Source organism: Kitasatospora sp. NPDC058063 (genome assembly GCF_042885395.1).
Lineage (GTDB): Bacteria > Actinomycetota > Actinomycetes > Streptomycetales > Streptomycetaceae > Kitasatospora > Kitasatospora lactacystinica.
Genome location: NZ_JBHVSD010000010.1, coordinates 303,631 through 320,351 on the forward strand (window position 1 = coordinate 303,631; position 16,721 = coordinate 320,351).

16 protein-coding genes are annotated in these 16,721 nt (G+C 72.9%); 7 read left to right on the top strand and 9 right to left on the bottom strand.

Annotated elements, in window-relative coordinates; all coding sequences use genetic code 11:
- Positions 1–327 precede the first annotated feature (327 nt).
- Complete coding sequence (locus ACFVUY_RS20110; protein ID WP_387731579.1) at positions 328–900, top strand: hypothetical protein; 573 nt, start codon at positions 328–330, stop codon at positions 898–900.
- A 176-nt stretch (positions 901–1,076) separates the two neighbouring features.
- Positions 1,077–1,604 carry a GNAT family N-acetyltransferase gene (locus ACFVUY_RS20115; RefSeq protein ID WP_387731582.1) on the top strand — a complete coding sequence of 176 codons (528 nt, stop codon included), beginning with the start codon at positions 1,077–1,079 and terminating at the stop codon, positions 1,602–1,604.
- Positions 1,605–1,717: 113 nt separating this feature from the next.
- Here the strand turns inward: ACFVUY_RS20115 and ACFVUY_RS20120 are convergent, their stop codons facing one another.
- Together ACFVUY_RS20120 and ACFVUY_RS20125 are read right to left on the bottom strand one after the other, a co-directional pair.
- Entirely contained in the window at positions 1,718–2,356 is a 639-nt protein-coding gene (locus ACFVUY_RS20120; RefSeq protein WP_387731585.1) for a hypothetical protein, read from the bottom strand.
- A 78-nt stretch (positions 2,357–2,434) separates the two neighbouring features.
- Complete coding sequence (locus ACFVUY_RS20125) at positions 2,435–3,052, bottom strand: helix-turn-helix domain-containing protein (RefSeq protein ID WP_387731589.1); 618 nt, start codon at positions 3,050–3,052, stop codon at positions 2,435–2,437.
- Positions 3,053–3,164: 112 nt separating this feature from the next.
- On the opposite strand from ACFVUY_RS20125, the gene ACFVUY_RS20130 reads away from it, so the two are divergent.
- Positions 3,165–4,628, top strand: coding sequence for an aminopeptidase P family protein (locus ACFVUY_RS20130; protein ID WP_387731592.1), 1,464 nt, complete (start codon positions 3,165–3,167; stop codon positions 4,626–4,628).
- A gap of 83 nt (positions 4,629–4,711) precedes the next feature.
- Here the strand turns inward: ACFVUY_RS20130 and ACFVUY_RS20135 are convergent, their stop codons facing one another.
- From ACFVUY_RS20135 to paaK, 3 genes are all read right to left on the bottom strand, one after another.
- Entirely contained in the window at positions 4,712–6,118 is a 1,407-nt protein-coding gene (locus tag ACFVUY_RS20135) for a pyridoxal phosphate-dependent aminotransferase (protein ID WP_387731595.1), read from the bottom strand.
- Between the two features lie 169 nt (positions 6,119–6,287).
- Positions 6,288–6,983 carry a class I SAM-dependent methyltransferase gene (locus ACFVUY_RS20140; protein WP_387731598.1) on the bottom strand — a complete coding sequence of 232 codons (696 nt, stop codon included), beginning with the start codon at positions 6,981–6,983 and terminating at the stop codon, positions 6,288–6,290.
- A gap of 111 nt (positions 6,984–7,094) precedes the next feature.
- The gene (paaK, locus tag ACFVUY_RS20145; RefSeq protein ID WP_387731601.1) at positions 7,095–8,447 is read right to left on the bottom strand and encodes a phenylacetate--CoA ligase PaaK; all 1,353 of its coding nucleotides are present in this window, start codon (positions 8,445–8,447) and stop codon (positions 7,095–7,097) included.
- Between the two features lie 281 nt (positions 8,448–8,728).
- Here paaK and ACFVUY_RS20150 point away from each other — a divergent pair, with 281 nt between their 5' ends.
- From ACFVUY_RS20150 to ACFVUY_RS20160, 3 genes are all read left to right on the top strand, one after another.
- Entirely contained in the window at positions 8,729–10,405 is a 1,677-nt protein-coding gene (locus ACFVUY_RS20150) for a hypothetical protein (RefSeq protein ID WP_387731604.1), read from the top strand.
- Between the two features lie 38 nt (positions 10,406–10,443).
- The gene (locus ACFVUY_RS20155) at positions 10,444–10,812 is read left to right on the top strand and encodes a hypothetical protein (protein ID WP_387731607.1); all 369 of its coding nucleotides are present in this window, start codon (positions 10,444–10,446) and stop codon (positions 10,810–10,812) included.
- A gap of 247 nt (positions 10,813–11,059) precedes the next feature.
- A complete protein-coding gene (locus tag ACFVUY_RS20160) occupies positions 11,060–12,223 on the top strand; it encodes an ROK family protein (RefSeq protein ID WP_359899623.1) in 1,164 nt (387 codons plus the stop codon).
- Between the two features lie 131 nt (positions 12,224–12,354).
- On the opposite strand, the gene ACFVUY_RS20165 is transcribed toward ACFVUY_RS20160, so the two are convergent.
- From ACFVUY_RS20165 to ACFVUY_RS20175, 3 genes are all read right to left on the bottom strand, one after another.
- Positions 12,355–12,603: a hypothetical protein gene (locus ACFVUY_RS20165; RefSeq protein ID WP_387731610.1), complete on the bottom strand. Its 249-nt coding sequence runs from the start codon at positions 12,601–12,603 to the stop codon at positions 12,355–12,357.
- The gene (locus tag ACFVUY_RS20170) at positions 12,600–13,010 is read right to left on the bottom strand and encodes a hypothetical protein (RefSeq protein WP_387731613.1); all 411 of its coding nucleotides are present in this window, start codon (positions 13,008–13,010) and stop codon (positions 12,600–12,602) included. Before ACFVUY_RS20170 ends, ACFVUY_RS20165 begins: the two co-directional genes overlap by 4 nt.
- Positions 13,011–13,124: 114 nt before the next feature.
- The gene (locus ACFVUY_RS20175; RefSeq protein WP_387731616.1) at positions 13,125–13,898 is read right to left on the bottom strand and encodes a GntR family transcriptional regulator; all 774 of its coding nucleotides are present in this window, start codon (positions 13,896–13,898) and stop codon (positions 13,125–13,127) included.
- A gap of 377 nt (positions 13,899–14,275) precedes the next feature.
- On the opposite strand from ACFVUY_RS20175, the gene ACFVUY_RS20180 reads away from it, so the two are divergent.
- Positions 14,276–15,079, top strand: coding sequence for an exodeoxyribonuclease III (locus ACFVUY_RS20180; protein WP_387731618.1), 804 nt, complete (start codon positions 14,276–14,278; stop codon positions 15,077–15,079).
- A gap of 617 nt (positions 15,080–15,696) precedes the next feature.
- Here ACFVUY_RS20180 and ACFVUY_RS20185 read toward each other — a convergent pair.
- Positions 15,697–15,906, bottom strand: a complete 210-nt coding sequence (locus tag ACFVUY_RS20185) for a DUF6243 family protein (RefSeq protein ID WP_387731621.1) — start codon at positions 15,904–15,906, stop codon at positions 15,697–15,699.
- Positions 15,907–16,721 lie beyond the last annotated feature (815 nt).

Below are 16,721 nucleotides of genomic sequence, written 5' to 3' on the forward strand. Positions count from 1 at the left end.
GCCCGCAGGGCCCCGGGGGCCGGCCGGGCGGTTCACCCGACCGGGGAACAATTCACGGACCGTTCCCGCACCGTTCGCACCTCAGGGCGGATATCCGAACGGCCGGTTGACGCCCCGGGACCCGGCCCGGGCGCCGGACCGCACACCTCGACGTCCGCACCGACGGCCCCGCGCCCGGACGGGCCGTCGCGCCGAAAGGTGACGCGTACATGTCCCAGATTTCTGGGATTCTCCTCGCCCACCCACCTGGCACAGAATCGTCGCCAGGCCCTCCGATGAGCACGGAGGCGCGTCAAGTCACCTATCCGATCCAGGAGTTGATCAACGATGACACGCTCCTTCAAGCGCGCCGGTGCCGTCCTCGCGGCGGCGGCGATCTCGCTGTCCCTGTCCGGCGCTGCCACCGCCGTCGCCCAGCCCGCGGCGGCCGGCGGCTCGGCCCGGAACTGCGTGGTGAGTGCGGAGGGCGGGCAGTCGAAGTGCTTCGGCAGCTACCGGGAGGCCATCAAGTTCGCCACCGGCGGGCGGGTCGTCGACGCTCCGTTGACCGCCGCCGCGGCCGCCCGGGACACCAAGTTCACCGAGGAGCTGAACGGTTCCGGCAGCCTCTCCAACCTGGTCGTCCTGGGGACGATCTTCCAGGACTTCTTCTTCGAGGGCGAGTCCGTGACCTTCACCGGCCCGCACGACTGCTACAACGGCAACAGCGCCGACTACTCCTTCGACATCCCCGCCCCGCTCACCAACCACGTGTACTCGCTGCGCCCGTACGCCAACTGCTGGTTCAACCTGTTCACCGGCGTCCAGGCCACCGGCTACGCGAGCCCCAGCTACAAGGGTGAGACCGTCTCGGTGGACGAGGCCTGGCGGACCCACTCCAGGTCGCTGACGCTCGGCTGAGCAACGGCCCCGACCCCCGCACCCCACCCCGCCCGGCGCGCCCCCTCCTCGGTGGCCGCCGGGGGGAGCAGGGTCGGGGCAGGGGGCGGCTAGCCGGTAGCCCCGGCCGGCCGCCCCCGCCGTCGTTCTCCGGCAAACCGTTGGCGCGGGGCGGCGGCCGTGTCGACAATCACCGCATGGAGGAAGTGAAGCCGTCCGACGGCGTCGTCACCCTGTCCCCGCTGTCCCCGGACGATGCCGAGGCCCATCTCCTCGGCGAGGACGAGGCGCTCGTCCGCTGGCTCAACGGCGGCCCCGGCACGAGGGAGGGCGTCGAGACGTACCTCCGCCACTGCCGGGAACAGTGGCAGACCTCCGGGCCGCTCCGCGCGTTCGGCATCCGCGTGGAGCCGGGCGAGGTGCTCGCGGGGACGGTCGACCTGCGGTTCTCGGGGGAAGGCCTGGCTCCCGGCCAGGTGAACATCGCGTACGGCCTCTACCCGTCCTGGAGGGGGCGGGGCCTGGCGACCCGGGCGGTCCTCCTGGCCGCCCGGTACGCGGCCGCCGAGGGCGGCGTGGAGGCGGTGATCCAGGTGGAGCCGGAGAACACCGCCTCCGCCGCGGTGGCGCACCGGGCGGGCTTCCTCCTCGACCGGCGGGCGTGCCACGGGGACGGCACCCGGTCGGACCGCTACCACCTGGACCTGCGCACCACCGACCGCTGACGGGACGGCCGCTGGGCGCGGGGCGTCCCTCAAGGGCTCCCGCCGGCGGCGCCTTGCGGCGGAACGCGGCGGAACGCGGCGGAACGGCGCCGACCGGTCGCCCGGCCGCCCCGTCAGTCGGTCTCCAGCAGGACCGCCGGGAGCGCGCCGTCCAGCACCGGAGCACGCGGCAGGGTGAGGCCGAAGTGGCGGCCGAGCACCTCCAGGCAGGTGCGGTGGAGGTCGTCGCCCGCGCGGTCGTGGTCGGGCAGCCCGGCGGCGGCCAGTTCGGCCGTCAGGGCGGCGACGGTGGCCGGCTCGCCCCGGACGCCGTTGGGGCCCCAGCTGGCGTCCAGGTGGAGGTTGAGGAAGCAGGTCTCCCGGCCGTCCCGGTGGCCGCGGAAGAAGGGCGGCACCGGCTTGCCGTTCTCCTCCTCGAACTCCAGGTGGTAGACCTCGGCGCCGCCGCGCGAGGCGGACGGCGACACACTCAGCTCGCCCTGCCAGTAGCCGTACACCACCGCGAAGGCGAGGTCGCCGCTGCGCCCGTGGCGCAGCCCGATGTCCTCGATGTCGCCGGGGAACGCGAGTTCGTACTCCTCGAGCAGGTCGTCCGCCGTGAGTTCGCCGAGCGGGCGCACGGTGCACCCCGGGAGCTCCTCGGCGATCCGGGCCACGAGCTCCTCGGGCTCCAGGCCGCGGGCCAGGACCACGCTGTAGCCGCCGTAGGCGATCGACTGGGGTTCGGCGAGCCAGGTGAGTGCGTCCGTCATGGTGATCATCATGACGCACGGATCAACCGTTCGGTATTCCGAACGACCGGGCAGCGCGGCCGAACCCGTTCCGCCCGCTCAGTGCCAGAGCCCCCACGAGGCCGGCCGGACCGGTTCCGCGAGGTGGCCGTGCTGCTCGGCCCGGTACTGCAGCACCAGCACCGAACGGACCTGTTCGCCGTCCAGCGCGGTGTAGGCGTGCGGCAGCGCCGCGTCGAAGCCGATGTAGTCGCCGGGGCCGAGTTCGATCTCGCGCCCGTCGACCCGCACGCCCAGCCGGCCGCTCTGGACCACGGTGTGCTCGGCGCCGGTGTGGCCCCCGGAGTCCTGGGCGGCTCCGGTGCGCACCACCTGGTCGTACAGCTCGAACACCGCGTCCCCGGACTCGATCCGGCGCAGCGGGCGCAGGTCGACGCCCCGCCCGCTGAGCACCTCGGTCTCGGCCGCGCGCACCACCGTGACCTCGCCGCCCGGCCGGGCCTCGACCAGGTCGGAGATCGGCACGCCGAGCACCCGGGAGAGCCCGAGCACCGTCTCCAGCGTCGGGTTCCCGGCCCCGGACTCCAGCTGGGACAGCGTCGCCTTCCCGACCCCGGCCTGCCGGGACAGCTCGGACAGCGACAGTCCGCGCTGGGCCCGCACCCGCTTCAGGTTGGCGGCGAGGACGCTCCGGACGGATTCCTCGGCATCGTTCACTCTCGACCTCTTCTCACCCGGCACTGTTCGATATACCGTACGGGACGCACACCGACGGACGGGGAAGCGTAGCGAAGCACCGCGCTTCCCTCACCCTCACCAGGAGACCTCAGTGACCGAGCCCGCCGAGCCCGCCGAGACCACCGATCCCGCCGAGACCATCAAGTACCGGAAGAACGGCCTGACCCGCGGGGTCACGGACGAGCTCGCGGAGAGCATGACGCAGGGCTGGGCCGACACCGAGCGCACCGCCCTGGAGCCCGTCCCCCAGGCCGCGCACACCGCCCGCCGCCGCGCGGAGCTGTCCGCCGCCTTCCCCGGCGAGCTGCTGGTGGTCCCGGCCGGCAACCCCAAGGTCCGGGCCAACGACACCGACTACCCGTTCCGCCCCTCCTCCGACTACGCCTACCTGACCGGCGACCAGTCCCAGGACGGCGTCCTGGTGCTCACCCCGACCGGCGCCGTCGGCCACGAGGCCGTGCTCTACCTGCGCGACCGCTCCCGCGTCGACAACGGCGAGTTCTGGCTGGACGGCCACGGCGAGCTGTGGGACGGCCGCCGCAACAGCCTGACCGAGAGCGAGCGGCTGTTCGGCCTGCCCTGCCGGGACGTGCGCGCCGTCCGCGCGGACCTGCGCGCCGCCACCGGCCCCGCGCGGGTGCTGCGCCGCCACGACGCGGGCGTGGAGGAGGCCCTCGCGGACCGGGCGGTCGCCGAGCGGGACGAGGAGTTCGAGGTCTTCCTGTCCGGACTGCGCCTGGTCAAGGACGCGTTCGAGATCGAGGAGCTGCGCTTCGCCTGCGCCGCCACCGCCCGCGGCTTCGAGGACGTGGTGCGCGTCCTCGGCACCGACACCGAGACCGCCGAGCGGCTGATCGAGGGCACCTTCTTCGTCCGGGCCCGGGTCGAGGGCAACGACGTGGGCTACAGCACCATCGCCGCGGCCGGCCCGCACGCGACCACCCTGCACTGGGTGCGCAACAGCGGGCACGCCCGGCCCGGCGACCTGCTGCTGCTCGACGCGGGCGTGGAGACCAACCACCTCTACACCGCCGACATCACCCGCACCCTGCCGGTCAGCGGCCGCTTCACCGAGCTGCAGCGCAAGGTCTACGACGCCGTGTACGCGGCCCAGGAGGCCGGCATCGCGGCCGTGCGCCCGGGCGGGCAGTTCCGCGACTTCCACCGCGCCGCCCAGCGCGAACTCGCCGAACACCTCACCTCCTGGGGCCTGTTCGGCGACCTGAGCGCGGACAAGGTGTACGAGCTGGGCCTGCACCGCCGCTTCACCCTGGCCGGCACCGGGCACATGCTGGGCATCGACGTCCACGACTGCGCCCACTCCCGCACCGAGGAGCACGTCGACGGCCCGCTCGTGGCCGGCATGGTGCTCACCGTCGAGCCGGGCATCTACTTCCAGGAGAACGACCTGACGGTGCCGGAGGAGTACCGGGGCATCGGGGTGCGGATCGAGGACGACATCCTCGTCACCGAGGACGGCAACGAGAACCTCTCCGCCGGCCTCCCGCGCCGCTCCGACGAGGTCGAGGCCTGGCTGGCCCGCCTGCGCGGCTGATCGGCTGATTCGCGAAGAGCGGCACCGGGGCGTACCCGGTGCCGCTCGCCGTACGGCTACTTGAGCCGCTTGAGCCGCTCCGGCTACTTCAGCTGCTGCAGCGCCACGCCCACCCGCCGCACGGCGGCCTCGACGTCCTCGGGCATCCGGCTGGTGAAGCAGAGCCGGAAGAAGCCCGGCTCCGCGTTGTGCATGGTCCCGCCGGGCAGCAGGGAGACCTCGGTGGGCTTGGCGGCGAGGTAGCGGAACAGCCACTCCTCGTTCGGGTCGAGCCCGTCCGGCCCGATGGCCGGCAGCCCGTTGACGTGCTCGCCGGGCGCGCGCTTGCCGAGGTACCTGGTGAGGTCGAGCCAGAAGAACATCGCGGCGTTGTCGCCGTCCTGGTGGACGTACTCGATCCCGGCGGCGTCCAGGGCGTCCTTGGTCCTGCGGAAGCTCGCGCTCAGCAGTCCGCGGTAGTCGCGCATCGCGCGCACGGGGTACGGCTCCCCGTCGAGGGTGGTCTTGAACAACTCCCCGACGACGTAGGTCTTCAGCGAGTCGAACGGGGTGAACCAGGGCAGCGCGCGGGTCTGCTCGGCCGGGTCGTCGCTGCCGAGCATGGCGCGGTGCACGGCTTCGTTCTTGGAGACGACGAATCCCGTGCGGAAGCCGGACAGCCCGAAGTCCTTGGCGAAGCCCCAGACCAGGTGGATCCGGTCGGCATGCTTCTGGTACGCGTCCAGGGCCACCGCGCTGGTGAACGGCGTCGTACCGGTGTCGAGTTGGGAATGACAGTAGATCTCGTCCGAGATGATGTGCAGATCGGTGTGCGCGAGCGCCCAGTCGTAGATCTCGTCGAGCAGTTCCTTGGGGTAGTTGACACCCAACGGGTTGTGCGGATTGGTGAGGACGAGCAGCCGCGGGTTGTGCCCCGCCTCCTTCCGCGCCTCGTAGGCGTTCACGATCAGGTTCAGGGTGAGCCGGTAGCGGTCCTCGCCGTGGGTGGGCAGGTGCACCGGGACGCACTTCAGCTTGGGCCGTTCCTGGAACGACCAGTTGAAGCCCTGCCAGTACGGCGCCGGGATCAGCACCTCGTCCCCCGGCTTGAGCGGCTCGCCGCCCGTCCCCTGCCGCCGCATGAGCCCGAAGGCGATGCACTCCAGCGCGGAGGAGACCCCGGCGCAGCCGAACACGTCGTCCATCGCGACCGTGCGGCCGAACGCCCGGGTGAGCAGGTCCGCCACCTGCTGACGCAGCCACGGTATGCCGACCGGGGCCATGTACTTGATGTTCGCCTCGGGGATCAGCCGGACCTTGTCGAAGACGTCCCCCTGCATCGAGTGGTGGTACAGCAGGACGTTCTCCGCGACGGACAGGTCGATCGCGGTGTCCGGTGCCAGGTGCTGGTGGTAGAAGGCGAGGGCCTGCTCGAAGTCGGGCAGGCCGGCGTGCAGGTCGGCGACCGCCTGGGGCGGGGCGAGCCTGAGTCCGTTCACGGTGGTGGTCATGGTGGTCCCCTGTCGGGTGAGCGGGTCCGGCGGTGCGCCGGAACGGTGCCGAACGACGCCGAACGACGCCGTTCGCACACGCATCGCCCCCAGCCGACCATGCCCCGCAACCGGCCGCCAGCGCTCGGCGGCCGTCCGGACGGCGCCCCTGCCGTCACACCCTCGACCGTCAGCCCAGCCGCCACACCGTCGTGGTCTTGACCGCGGTGTCCTCCAGGTCCGCGACCACCGGCACCTGGTAGGCCGCCACCGCGGTGAACCGCTCGCGGGGCAGGTAGGCCCGGCCCGGGTCGCCGACGACCACGGTCGCGCCGCGCGCCGCGGCCCGCTCCAGGAAGGGCAGGAAGCGGGCAGCCATGGCCCGTTCGTAGAAGACGTCGCCCGCGAGCACCACCTCGGCGGGACCGCCGTCGCCGTCCACCAGGTCCACCAGGGCGCCGTCCACCCGCACCCCGTTGGCCTCGGCGTTCAGCCCGATCGCGGCCACCGCGTAGGCGTCGATCTCGGCGGCGCGCACGTCCGTGGCCCCGCGCAGCGCGGCGGCCACCCCGACCAGCCCGGAGCCGGCCGCGACGTCCAACACCGTACGGCCGGCGACCAGTTCGGGGTGGTCCAGCACGTAGCGGGCGACCGCCACCCCGCCCGCCCAGGCGAAGGCCCAGAACGGCGGCGGCAGCCCGTCCTCCCCACGCGCCCGTTCGGTGGTCTCCCACAGGGCGATGGCGTCCTCGGCCATGTGCAGGCTGATCTCGGGCACGAAGGGGACGGGCTTCAGCTCGGTCTCCCGCCGGATGAAGGCGAGGTCCTCGGCGGTCTGAAGGGCGGGCGGGAGAGCGGATCGGAGAGTGCGCAGCTCACTCGGCATGTCCGCAGCATAGGGCCCGCGCGGGGGTGCTCCCCGCCACCCGTCCGGCTGGACGCCCCCACCTGTGTGCCCGACGGCCGGGTTCACCCCCGCTCGTTCACCCCCGCTCGTTCACCCCCGCTCGTCCACCACCCGCTTGATCTTCCCGACCGAGCGCTCCAGCGTGTACGGGTCCACCACCTCGGCCGCCACGGTGATCCCGACCCCGTCCTTCACCGCCCGGACGATCGCCGCCCGCGCCGCCGCCCGCTGTTCGGCGGAGGCCTCCGGCCGGGCCTCGACCCGGACGGTCATGTGGTCCAGCCGCCCCTGCCGGCCGAGCCGCAGCTGGAAGTGCGGCGCGACGCCCGGGGTGCGCAGCAGGATCTCCTCGATCTGGGTCGGGAAGACGTTCACCCCGCGCAGGATGATCATGTCGTCGCTGCGCCCGGTGACCTTCTCCATCCGGCGGAAGGCCGGCCGCGCGGTGCCGGGCAGCAGCCGGCTGAGGTCGCGGGTGCGGTAGCGGATGATCGGCAGGGCCTCCTTGGTGAGCGAGGTGAAGACCAGTTCGCCGCCCTCCCCGTCCGGCAGCACCTCGTCGGCCCCCAGCCGATCGGACAGCGGGTCGACGACCTCCGGGTAGAAGTGGTCCTCCCAGATGTGCAGCCCGTCCTTGGTCTCCACGCACTCCTGGGCGATGCCGGGGCCGACCACCTCGGAGAGGCCGTAGATGTCGACGGCGTGCAGGTCGAGCCGCTCCTCGATCTCGCGCCGCATCTCCTCCGTCCAGGGCTCGGCCCCGAAGATGCCGACCCGCAGCGAGGTGCCGCGCGGGTCGACGCCCTGCTTCTCGAACTCGTCCAGGAGGGTCAGCAGGTAGGACGGGGTGACCATGATGATCTCGGGTTCGAAGTCCAGGATCAGCCGCACCTGGCGGGCCGTCATGCCGCCGGAGGCCGGGATGACGGTGCAGCCGGCCCGCTCGGCACCGTAGTGGGCGCCGAGGCCGCCGGTGAACAGCCCGTAGCCGTAGGCGATGTGCACCTTGTCGCCGGGCCGGCCGCCGGCCGCGCGGATCGAGCGGGCGACCACGTCGGCCCACATGGAGAGGTCGTTGTCGGTGTAGCCGACCACGGTCGGCAGCCCGGTGGTGCCGCTGGAGGCGTGGATCCGGCGGACCTGCTCCATCGGGACGGCGAACATGCCGAAGGGGTAGCCCTCGCGCAGGTCGGCCTTGGTCGTGAAGGGGAAGCGGGCGAGGTCGTCCAGGGTGCGGCAGTCCTCGGGGCGGACCCCGGCGGCGTCGAACTTGCGGCGGTAGAGCTCGACGTTGTCGTACGCGTGCCGCAGGGTGGCCCGCAGCCGGGTGAGCTGGTGGGCGCGCAGCTCGTCCGGGCTCATCCGCTCACCGGCGTCCAGGAGCTCCGGCGGGATCGGCTCCCCGAGGTGTCGGTGCGGGACGGGTGCGGTGCCGGTCATCATCGCTCCTTCGCTGCTCGGCCGGGGTTCCCCTGCCAGGGGCACCGACCGATCGTTCGGTCAGCCCTGTTCGCTCCATTGATCCAGTACCCGAACCACCTGTCAAGGGATCGCACGAGGCTTCCGGAATGTGAAGTTCCGACCACTTCGAGGTGACTTCACCTCGACAGCTTGGCTGTCCGATATGAAAATCATTACAGAAGTTTGACTTGCCACCGGCCTTCACCGCCCCGCCCCCATGGTTCAGTAGTGCGGTTTCCGCCCCGCACCCCGGAGTGATCACCGTGCCCACGACTCCCGCCCTGGTCAGCGCGCTGCGCGAACTCGGCGACCGACCCGCCGTCGTCGCCGACGGGCGCGCGATCAGCGGCATCGGCCTGCTGCTCGGCGTCTCCCCGCCGGGCGGCCTGCCCCGCGCCCTCGCCCGGCGCGTCGCCGAGCACGCCGCGCTCCCGCCCTCCGCCGCCCGGGCCGCCGAACAGCGGCTGCGCTACTGGGCCGGCGTCCTCGGCACGCCCCCGATCCGGCACACCGTGCTCCACCCCGTCACCGACCTCGCCGTCGACCTCGCCCTCGCCACCCTCCTGGCCGGCGGCACCGTCCACTGCGGCGACCCCGACCAGCGGCCCGAACAGCAGCTCCGGGCCGTCGCCGCCGCCCGGACCACCCACCTCAGCCTGCCCTCCGCCCTGCTCTGGCACCTCAGCCGGCAACCCGACCTCACCGCCCACGACCTCGGCGCGCTGCGCCTGGTCCTGCACGTCGGCCCCGAACCCCGGCAGGAGGACGTCTACACCGCCGTCGACGCCCTCGGGGCCGTCCTCGCCCACGTCCGCGCCCCCGACAGCAACACCGAGGCCGCCGACCGCCGGCTGCGCGCCGACACCGAGAACGCCACCGCCGCCGCCTGGAAGCACAGCATCGGCATCACCACCGCCCAGGTCCGCGACTTCGGCGCCCAGCTCGACCGGGCCGTACTCGCCGCACTGCTGCACACCCTCCAGCAGAGCGGCGTGCTCACCGACCCCGCCCGCGGCCACCCCGAGGCCGAAGTGCTCGCCGCGGCCATGGTCACCCCCGCCCAGCGCCCCCGCGTCGCCCGCTGGCTGGACGCACTCGCCCGGCACGGCCTGATCACCCGCCAGGACGGCGGCGCCCAGGGCCCGGTCTTCCGCGGCCGCCCCGGCCCGGCCGCCGCCGAGGTCCGCGACACCTGGCGCCCCGCCGTCGAGACCTGGGCCGACGGGCTCGGCCCGGCCGCCGCCCTCACCCGGGTCCGGCGCGACGCCCTGCGGCTGCCCCGGGTGATCACCGGCCAGGAGACCCCCCGGCCGGCCGCCACCCCGGTCCGCCGGGCCGCCGCCCGCGGCTACCTCGGCGCCGCCCTCGGCGCGCTGGTGCGCGGCACCGCCGAGGCCCACCAGGGGCCCGGGCCGCTGCGCGTGCTCGAACTCGACCCCGAGGGCGGCGAGCCCGCCGTCGCCCGCGCCCTCGCCGCCGCCACTCGGCCCCGGCACGCCGTCGAGCACCACTCCGTTCCCGACGGCGGGCGCTACGACGTCGTCGTCGCCACGGTGACAGCGGCTCCGGCTTCGGCTTTTGCCTCGGCCCCGGCTTTTGCCTCGGCTCCGGCTCCGGCTCTTGCCCCGGCCCCGGCTTTTGCCTCGGCTCCGGCTCCGGCCTCGACCGCGGCCGTCACCGCGGCCGGAGAACCGGACCAGGAGGTGACGGCCCTGGTCCGGCTGCTCTCCCCCGGCGGCCGGCTGCTGCTGCTCGCGCCCACCGCCGAACACCTCGACCTGCTGATCACCGGCGACGCCCACGGCCCCACCGCCCGCCCGGCGGAGCACTGGCGGGCCGCACTGACCGCCGCGGGCTGCCCGACCGTACTGACCCTGCCGGAGGACGAGCACCCGATGGCACTGCTGGGGCAGCGACTGTTCGCGGCCCGGGTGGACTGACGGACGCCCGGGGGTGCGGCTGGCTACTCTCAAGAGTCATGACCACTTCCGCGCCTCCGGCCCGACCCGCCCGCGGGTCCATCGGCTCCGTCCGCTCGATCGGCTCCATCGTGTCCGTCCGGTCGATCGGCTCGATCGGGTCGGTGCTGTCGACCGGCTCGATCGGATCCGTCCTCTCCCTCGGCTCGATCGGCTCGGTGCTGTCCATCGGCTCGATCGGGTCGGTGCTGTCCATCGGCTCGATCGGATCCGTCCTCTCCCTCGGCTCGATCGGCTCGGCCTGCTCCACCCTCAGTGTCCTGTCGGCCGGGTCCCGCCGCGGCCTCGGCTCGCTGCTGTCGGAGCGTTCCCTCCCGTCGGTGCTGTCCCGGCGGCTCGCCCACCCGTCCACCGTGGCCGAGCGGTGAAGTCCGGATCACGCACTGCCACCCGATCCGTACCATTTCGATACCGAAGCCTGGATGAGCTGCGAGGATCCTCGCCGCCCGGCTCCGTCCCCGGGTAGGCTCCGCATGTCCTCCGGCCCTCGCGCAGGCGGCCCCCTGCCGCCGTGCCGCGTTCTCCGGGGGTTGCACCCCCGCGGGCCACTCGATGGACACCGCGCACTCGACACCGCGCGCCAGGGCAGTCGCGCGAACGGCGAAGGGCATCGCATTGGCGGATCGGCTCACCGGAGGAGACTCCTCGCTGCTGCGGCGGATCAACGCGGCGGTCACGCTCCGGGCGCTGCGCAACGGCCACTCCGTGACCCTCACTCAGCTCGTCGGCGAGACCGGGCTCTCGCGCCCGACCGTCGAGGGCGTGATCGAGGGTCTGGTCGAGACCGGGCTGGTCGCCGAGGTCGAGCAGCCGCGGGAGGAGGGCCAGCCGGGCCCCGGCCGCCGCGGCCGCCCGGCCCGCTGGTTCCGCTTCCGCGCCGAGGCCGGGCACATCCTCGGCATCGAGATCGGCGTGCACGACATCCGGGTCATCCTGGCCGACCTCACCGGCGAGGTGGTGGGCAGTCACTTCAAGCCGGTCGACGAGACCCTCGACGCCGAGGACCGGCTCGCCGCCGTCCGCACCGCCGTCGCCGAGGTGCTGCGCAAGGCCGGCATCTCCCGGGACAACCTGTGGTCGGTCGGCATCGGCACCCCCGGCATCGTGGACCGCGAGGGCACCGTCCAGCTGGGCACCGCGATGCCCGGCTGGACCGGGCTCGACCTCGGGGCCCGGCTGCGGCGCTCCTTCCGCTGCCCGGTCCTGATCGAGAACGACGCCAACCTGGCCGCCATCGCCGAGCACTGGCAGGGGGCGGCGGTCGGCGCCGACGACGTCGTCTTCGTGATGGCCGGCCTCAGCCCCGGTGCCGGCTCCCTCATCGGCGGCAGGCTGCACCGCGGGTTCGGCGGCGCGGCCGGCGAGATCGGCGCCCTGCACCTGCTCGGCCAGGAGGTCACCCCCGAGCGGCTGCTGTCCACCACCGGAAAGCCCCTCAACCCGCTGGACGAGGCCGCCGTGGCCCGCGTGCTGCGGCTGGCCCGGGAGGGCGACGAGGTCGCCAAGGTCGCCATGGACCGCTTCCTCACCCGCCTCGTCCAGGGCGTCGCCGCGCTGGTCCTCGCCATCGACCCGCAGCTGGTGGTGATCGGCGGCTGGGCGGCCGGCCTCGACGGGGTCCTGGACCCGCTGCGCGAACGCCTGTCCCAGTTCACCCTGCGCGCCCCGGAGGTCGCCCTCGCGGCGCTCGGCTCGGAGGTGGTGGCGATGGGCGCCCTGCGCGTCGCCCTGGACCACGTCGAGGAGCAGCTCTTCGCGGTGGACCCGCCCCGGGCCTGACGTCGGGCGCGGCGCGGGCCTGACGTCGGGCGCGGCGCGGGCCTGACGTCGGGCGCGGCGCGGGGCCGGCCTGCGGGGCCGGGGAGCTGGGGGCTGGGGAGCTGGGGGCTGGGGAGCCGGGGGCCGCTCCGTCACCCCCGCAGGCGTCGCTCCGCGACGTCGAGCGCCCAGCGGACGAAGTCGACCGGCAGCGCGCCGACGTCCGGAGGGATGCTCAGCACCGCGTCCTCCCAGTGCCCGCCCTCGGGTACGACGACGGCGAGCACCGACCCACGGGTGTCGAGGTGCCCGTCCCGGAACTCCCACACCCAGGTGTCCGGGTCGGACCCCTCCGACTCGATCACCCGGACCGGCCGGTCCTGGAACCGCTCCGCCGTCACGGCGCGTAGTCCGGGTCGGTCAGGTCGAGGGTGAGGACGGTGCCCCAGTCGTTGACGAAGTGCGCCAGCGGCCAGTCGACGGACACCCGGAGGAACGGGTTGCCCTCGGTCGACGTCAGCACCCACACCAGCCGGCGCTGCCCGTCGAGCCGGGCGAGGAAGCCCTGGTCGCCCATGCCCCCGCCACCGCAGCAGACGTAGCCCCGCCCGTCCGGCAGTTCGGCCTCGCCATCCACGCCGATCTTGTGCTCGTACGTGGGCTCCTCGACCTCGAACGGCTCGCCCAGCTCCAGGTGCAGCGAGCCGGGCCCGTCGAAGAACACCTCCCGCGCCGTTCCGTCCGCCCTGAACAGCCCGCCGTACGCCGGTATCTCCGACTTCGCCCACAGCTCCACGACCAGGTTCACGACCCCGCCCTCCCCCTTCGCACTGCCGGAGCCTCCGATGCTACGCCGCCAACGGCAAAGGCCCGGACGCCAGTTGGCGTCCGGGCCTCGGCCTGAGGGTGTTCGGAAGATGGTTCAGGAGGCGGTGCGGACCTCGGCCGTCGCACCGACCGGGGTGACCTCGACGAGTCCGGCCTCGCCGAAGGTCAGCTTGCAGGTGTCCGCCCGGTAGGTGGCGACGCCCAGCGCCACCAGCCGGCCGGCCGCGGCGTACTGGGTGGTCATGACCAGGACCGGGGCGCCGGGCGGGCGCTCCAGCAGGGCGGCCTGCTCGGCCTCGGCGACGCCCAGCTCGACCGAGCGGGACTCGCCGTCCACCTCCAGGCGCTCCAGCTGGCGCAGCACCGAACGGGCGCGGTCGCTCTCGGCGCGGAAGCCGGGCAGGTGCGGCAGGGCGGCGGCCGGAACGTGCAGCGCCTCGGTGGCGACCGCGCGGCCCTCCACCAGGCGGACCCGGCGCACGGTGTGCACGGTGGCGCCCTCGGCGATGCCCAGGCCCTTGGCCAGCTGCGCGGAGGCGGGGGCGGTGGTGCAGTCGAGCGTCCGCCAGGACTGGCTGCGCGCGGCGCCGGGCCAGCCCTCCTCCTGCCGGCTGACCGGGACGCCGACCCGCGGGGCGGCGATCAGAGTGCCGATCCCCCGGCGGCGCACCAGGCGGCCCTCCAGCTCCAGCTGGTCGAGAGCCTGCCGCAGCGTGGCCCGGGCGACGCCGAAGCGGGCCGAGAGCTCGCGCTCGTTGGGCAGCACCTGACCGATGGAGAACTCCGAGTCGATGGCCCGCAGCAGCACCGTGCGCAGGTGCCAGTACTTCGGCTCCGGCACCGCAGAAAGCTGTCCTGTCGTCCCCACCGCGTCCTCCACCCTGATGCTGTCCGCCCTGAGACAAGGAGGGCGGATCCCGGGCCCACCGTCCGCAGTTGCGGCAGGTGGGAGAGCGGGCCTTTATCCGTCCTTCTTTATTAAAGGTCCTTGCAGTAAGTGACCCTAGGCGCTCCGTCCGAAGATGGTCAAGACCAATGGCGCCGCTCGATGGGACTGTCGCACATCTTCATGCCGCGTTCACGACAGGTCCTGTCAGTCACTGTCACCATCCACCTCCGCATCCACCTCTGCATCCACCTCCGCCGGAATCCCGGAGTCCACATTCCGCGGAGCCCGGCCACCCGGGCCCTCGGCCCCGCGCGTCACGATTCGGGACGGGGACGACCAGTCGGTAGGCTGCCCGGGTGATCGTGGTGACGAGTGTGAACGTGAACGGAATCCGGGCAGCGGCCAGGAAGGGCTTCGTCGAATGGCTGGCCGGCACCGAGGCCGACGTGGTCTGCCTGCAGGAGGTGCGCTCCGAACCCGAGCAGCTGCCCGCCGAACTTCGCGACCTCGACGGCTGGCACGCGGTCTGGGCCCCGGCCGCCACCAAGGGCCGGGCCGGCGTCGCCATCCTCTCCCGCGAGAAGCCGCAGCGCACGGTGATCGGATTCGGCTCCGAGGAATTCGACGATGCGGGCCGGTACATCGAAATCGACCTCCCCGGCCTGACCGTCGCCAGCCTCTACCTCCCCTCCGGTGAAGTCGGCACCGAACGCCAGGACGAGAAGGAACGCTTCATGGCGGAATTCCTCGTCCACCTCACCGCCCTGCGCACCCGCGCCGCCGCCGACGGCCGCGAGGTCGTCGTCTGCGGCGACTGGAACATCGCCCACCGGCCCGAGGACCTCAAGAACTGGAAGGCCAACCAGAAGTCCGCCGGCTTCCTCCCCGAAGAGCGCGCCTGGCTCTCCCGCGTCTACGACGAGGCCGGCTACGTCGACGTCGTCCGCGCCCTCCACCCCGACCGCACCGGCCCCTACTCCTGGTGGTCCTACCGCGGCCGCGCCTTCGACAACGACTCCGGCTGGCGCATCGACCTGGTTGTTTCCACAAAAACCCTGGCCGACAAAGCCGTCGAGGCCTACGTCGAACGCGCCGCCACCCACGCCGAGCGGTGGTCCGACCACGCACCGGTCACGGCAGTGTTCGATCTGAACAACTAGGCAGCAGAAACGGGTAGTTCGACAGAATCAAGAGGCGGCCCCGACACGGAGCATTCCACACCTCGGGGCCGCCTCTCGGTAGCAAATACGCCAGCGGCGAAGGAAGTCGCACGGCACTCCCGCAGTGGATTTTTCAGCAAAGCGATTCACGTGACCCTGCTTCCACAAGCGAAGCACCTGTCCGCCCCAGATCGGCTCCCCCGACGATCCAGACCCGAACATCCCTCTGGATATGGCCAGCGCCCGCAACCCCTTGCCCCCCAGCCGCATCGGCCTGTCCGCCGGAGTCGTTCTGGCCAGCGGGTTTCGCGGTTGTCCCTCCGAGGTGTCCACCAGTGTTGTCCTGCGGCCGTGTCCACATCCTCTGCCGCCGCCGGGTGCGGTGTTGCCCGGGCTGGGCACGGGGACGTGCTGAGCTGCTGGTGCAGCTCGGGGTGGTGGCGGTGACGGGGCTGCCGATTCTGCGGCTGCCCCGGGTGGTCGGCTGAGCTGAGACGCGGGTGGTCGGCCGACAGCTGAGCGGGACCGGCCGCGCCCGGTACGGCAGCAGGGGCTCGGACCGCGCGTCGCGGTCCGAGCCCCTGCCCCGTGCGGTGCCGCGCTGCGGCGGCGGTGCGTCAGCCCTGTACTGTGTCGCCGCCCGCCTGCCCGGCGCCCTCAGCCGTTCCTGCCTTCTCGCGCATCTTGCGCACCAGCTCCGCCTTCTGGTCGGCTGCACCCTGGCGGTCGAGGTTGCGGTGCGGACCGTTGTTCTGCCGTTCGGCGCGGGACTGCTTCTTGCGCTGGCCGCCGCCCATGCCCACGGGGTTGTTGATGTTCTTGCTCACGGTCGTGGGTTCTCCCTGTGGTGAAGTGAAGTGAAGTGATCTACGGATTCATCGGTGGGGGACGGGCGGCGACGTCGAAGGACGTCAGCAGGGGCCCATCACGCGCTCACTCGTAAATCGGGGTCTGGAAGAACATGACCAAGACGTTACCTGGTTCCGTCGGCCTTGCACACCAACCTTTTCGCCGCCCCCGCGTCGGCCGGGCCTTCGGCGAGCGCCCGGGGCCGGCCGGTTCCTTCGGAATCCCAGCACCGCCAGCACCCCGCCAGCACCGCCGGTCGTCGCCGCCCACCGTGTCCAGATGGGCGTTGCCGGGCCGCGGGGGCGCTGCCAGTGGTCGCGAGCACACTGATGGCATGAGAGGTCATCTCACTTGCGTCCCGCCGTTGCGGAACAACCCTTGGCTCGGGCAGCGGCGATTCACCTACCGATTTCCGTTCCCGTGTTCTTTTGGCCACGCGGTGGGATATCGCCCGTGGGGAGAGGACACGGAATCCGGGATCCCACACCGCCTGCCGGCCGGCCGGGACACCCTTCGCTGCCACTCGCCAGCCCGGGCGAATCAAGGTCGACTACCCACCGGATACTGATGGTGATCTTCCGGGCGGTGTGTCGTCTTGAGCGTGTCCTCGCCGGCTGGTTCTGACGTGCCTCGCGCACAGCCCCGCACGCTCTGCCGCCACGCCCGGCCGAACCGGCACGCCCCCGCTCGTGCCCGGGCCCGGCTGACCGGCAGCAGCCGGCCCTTCGCGCTCCAGGCTGGCGACCCTTGCCCTCCGCCCGGTCGGCGGCACCGAGCGGGCGGAGGGCAAGGG

Coding starts and splice junctions, on each gene's coding strand:
- ACFVUY_RS20110 (WP_387731579.1), top strand. CDS start 328: ATGACACGCTCCTTCAAGCGCGCCGGTGCCGTCCTCGCGGCGGCGGCG.
- ACFVUY_RS20115 (WP_387731582.1), top strand. CDS start 1,077: ATGGAGGAAGTGAAGCCGTCCGACGGCGTCGTCACCCTGTCCCCGCTG.
- ACFVUY_RS20120 (WP_387731585.1), bottom strand. CDS start 2,356: ATGACGGACGCACTCACCTGGCTCGCCGAACCCCAGTCGATCGCCTAC.
- ACFVUY_RS20135 (WP_387731595.1), bottom strand. CDS start 6,118: ATGACCACCACCGTGAACGGACTCAGGCTCGCCCCGCCCCAGGCGGTC.
- ACFVUY_RS20140 (WP_387731598.1), bottom strand. CDS start 6,983: ATGCCGAGTGAGCTGCGCACTCTCCGATCCGCTCTCCCGCCCGCCCTT.
- paaK (WP_387731601.1), bottom strand. CDS start 8,447: ATGATGACCGGCACCGCACCCGTCCCGCACCGACACCTCGGGGAGCCG.
- ACFVUY_RS20155 (WP_387731607.1), top strand. CDS start 10,444: ATGACCACTTCCGCGCCTCCGGCCCGACCCGCCCGCGGGTCCATCGGC.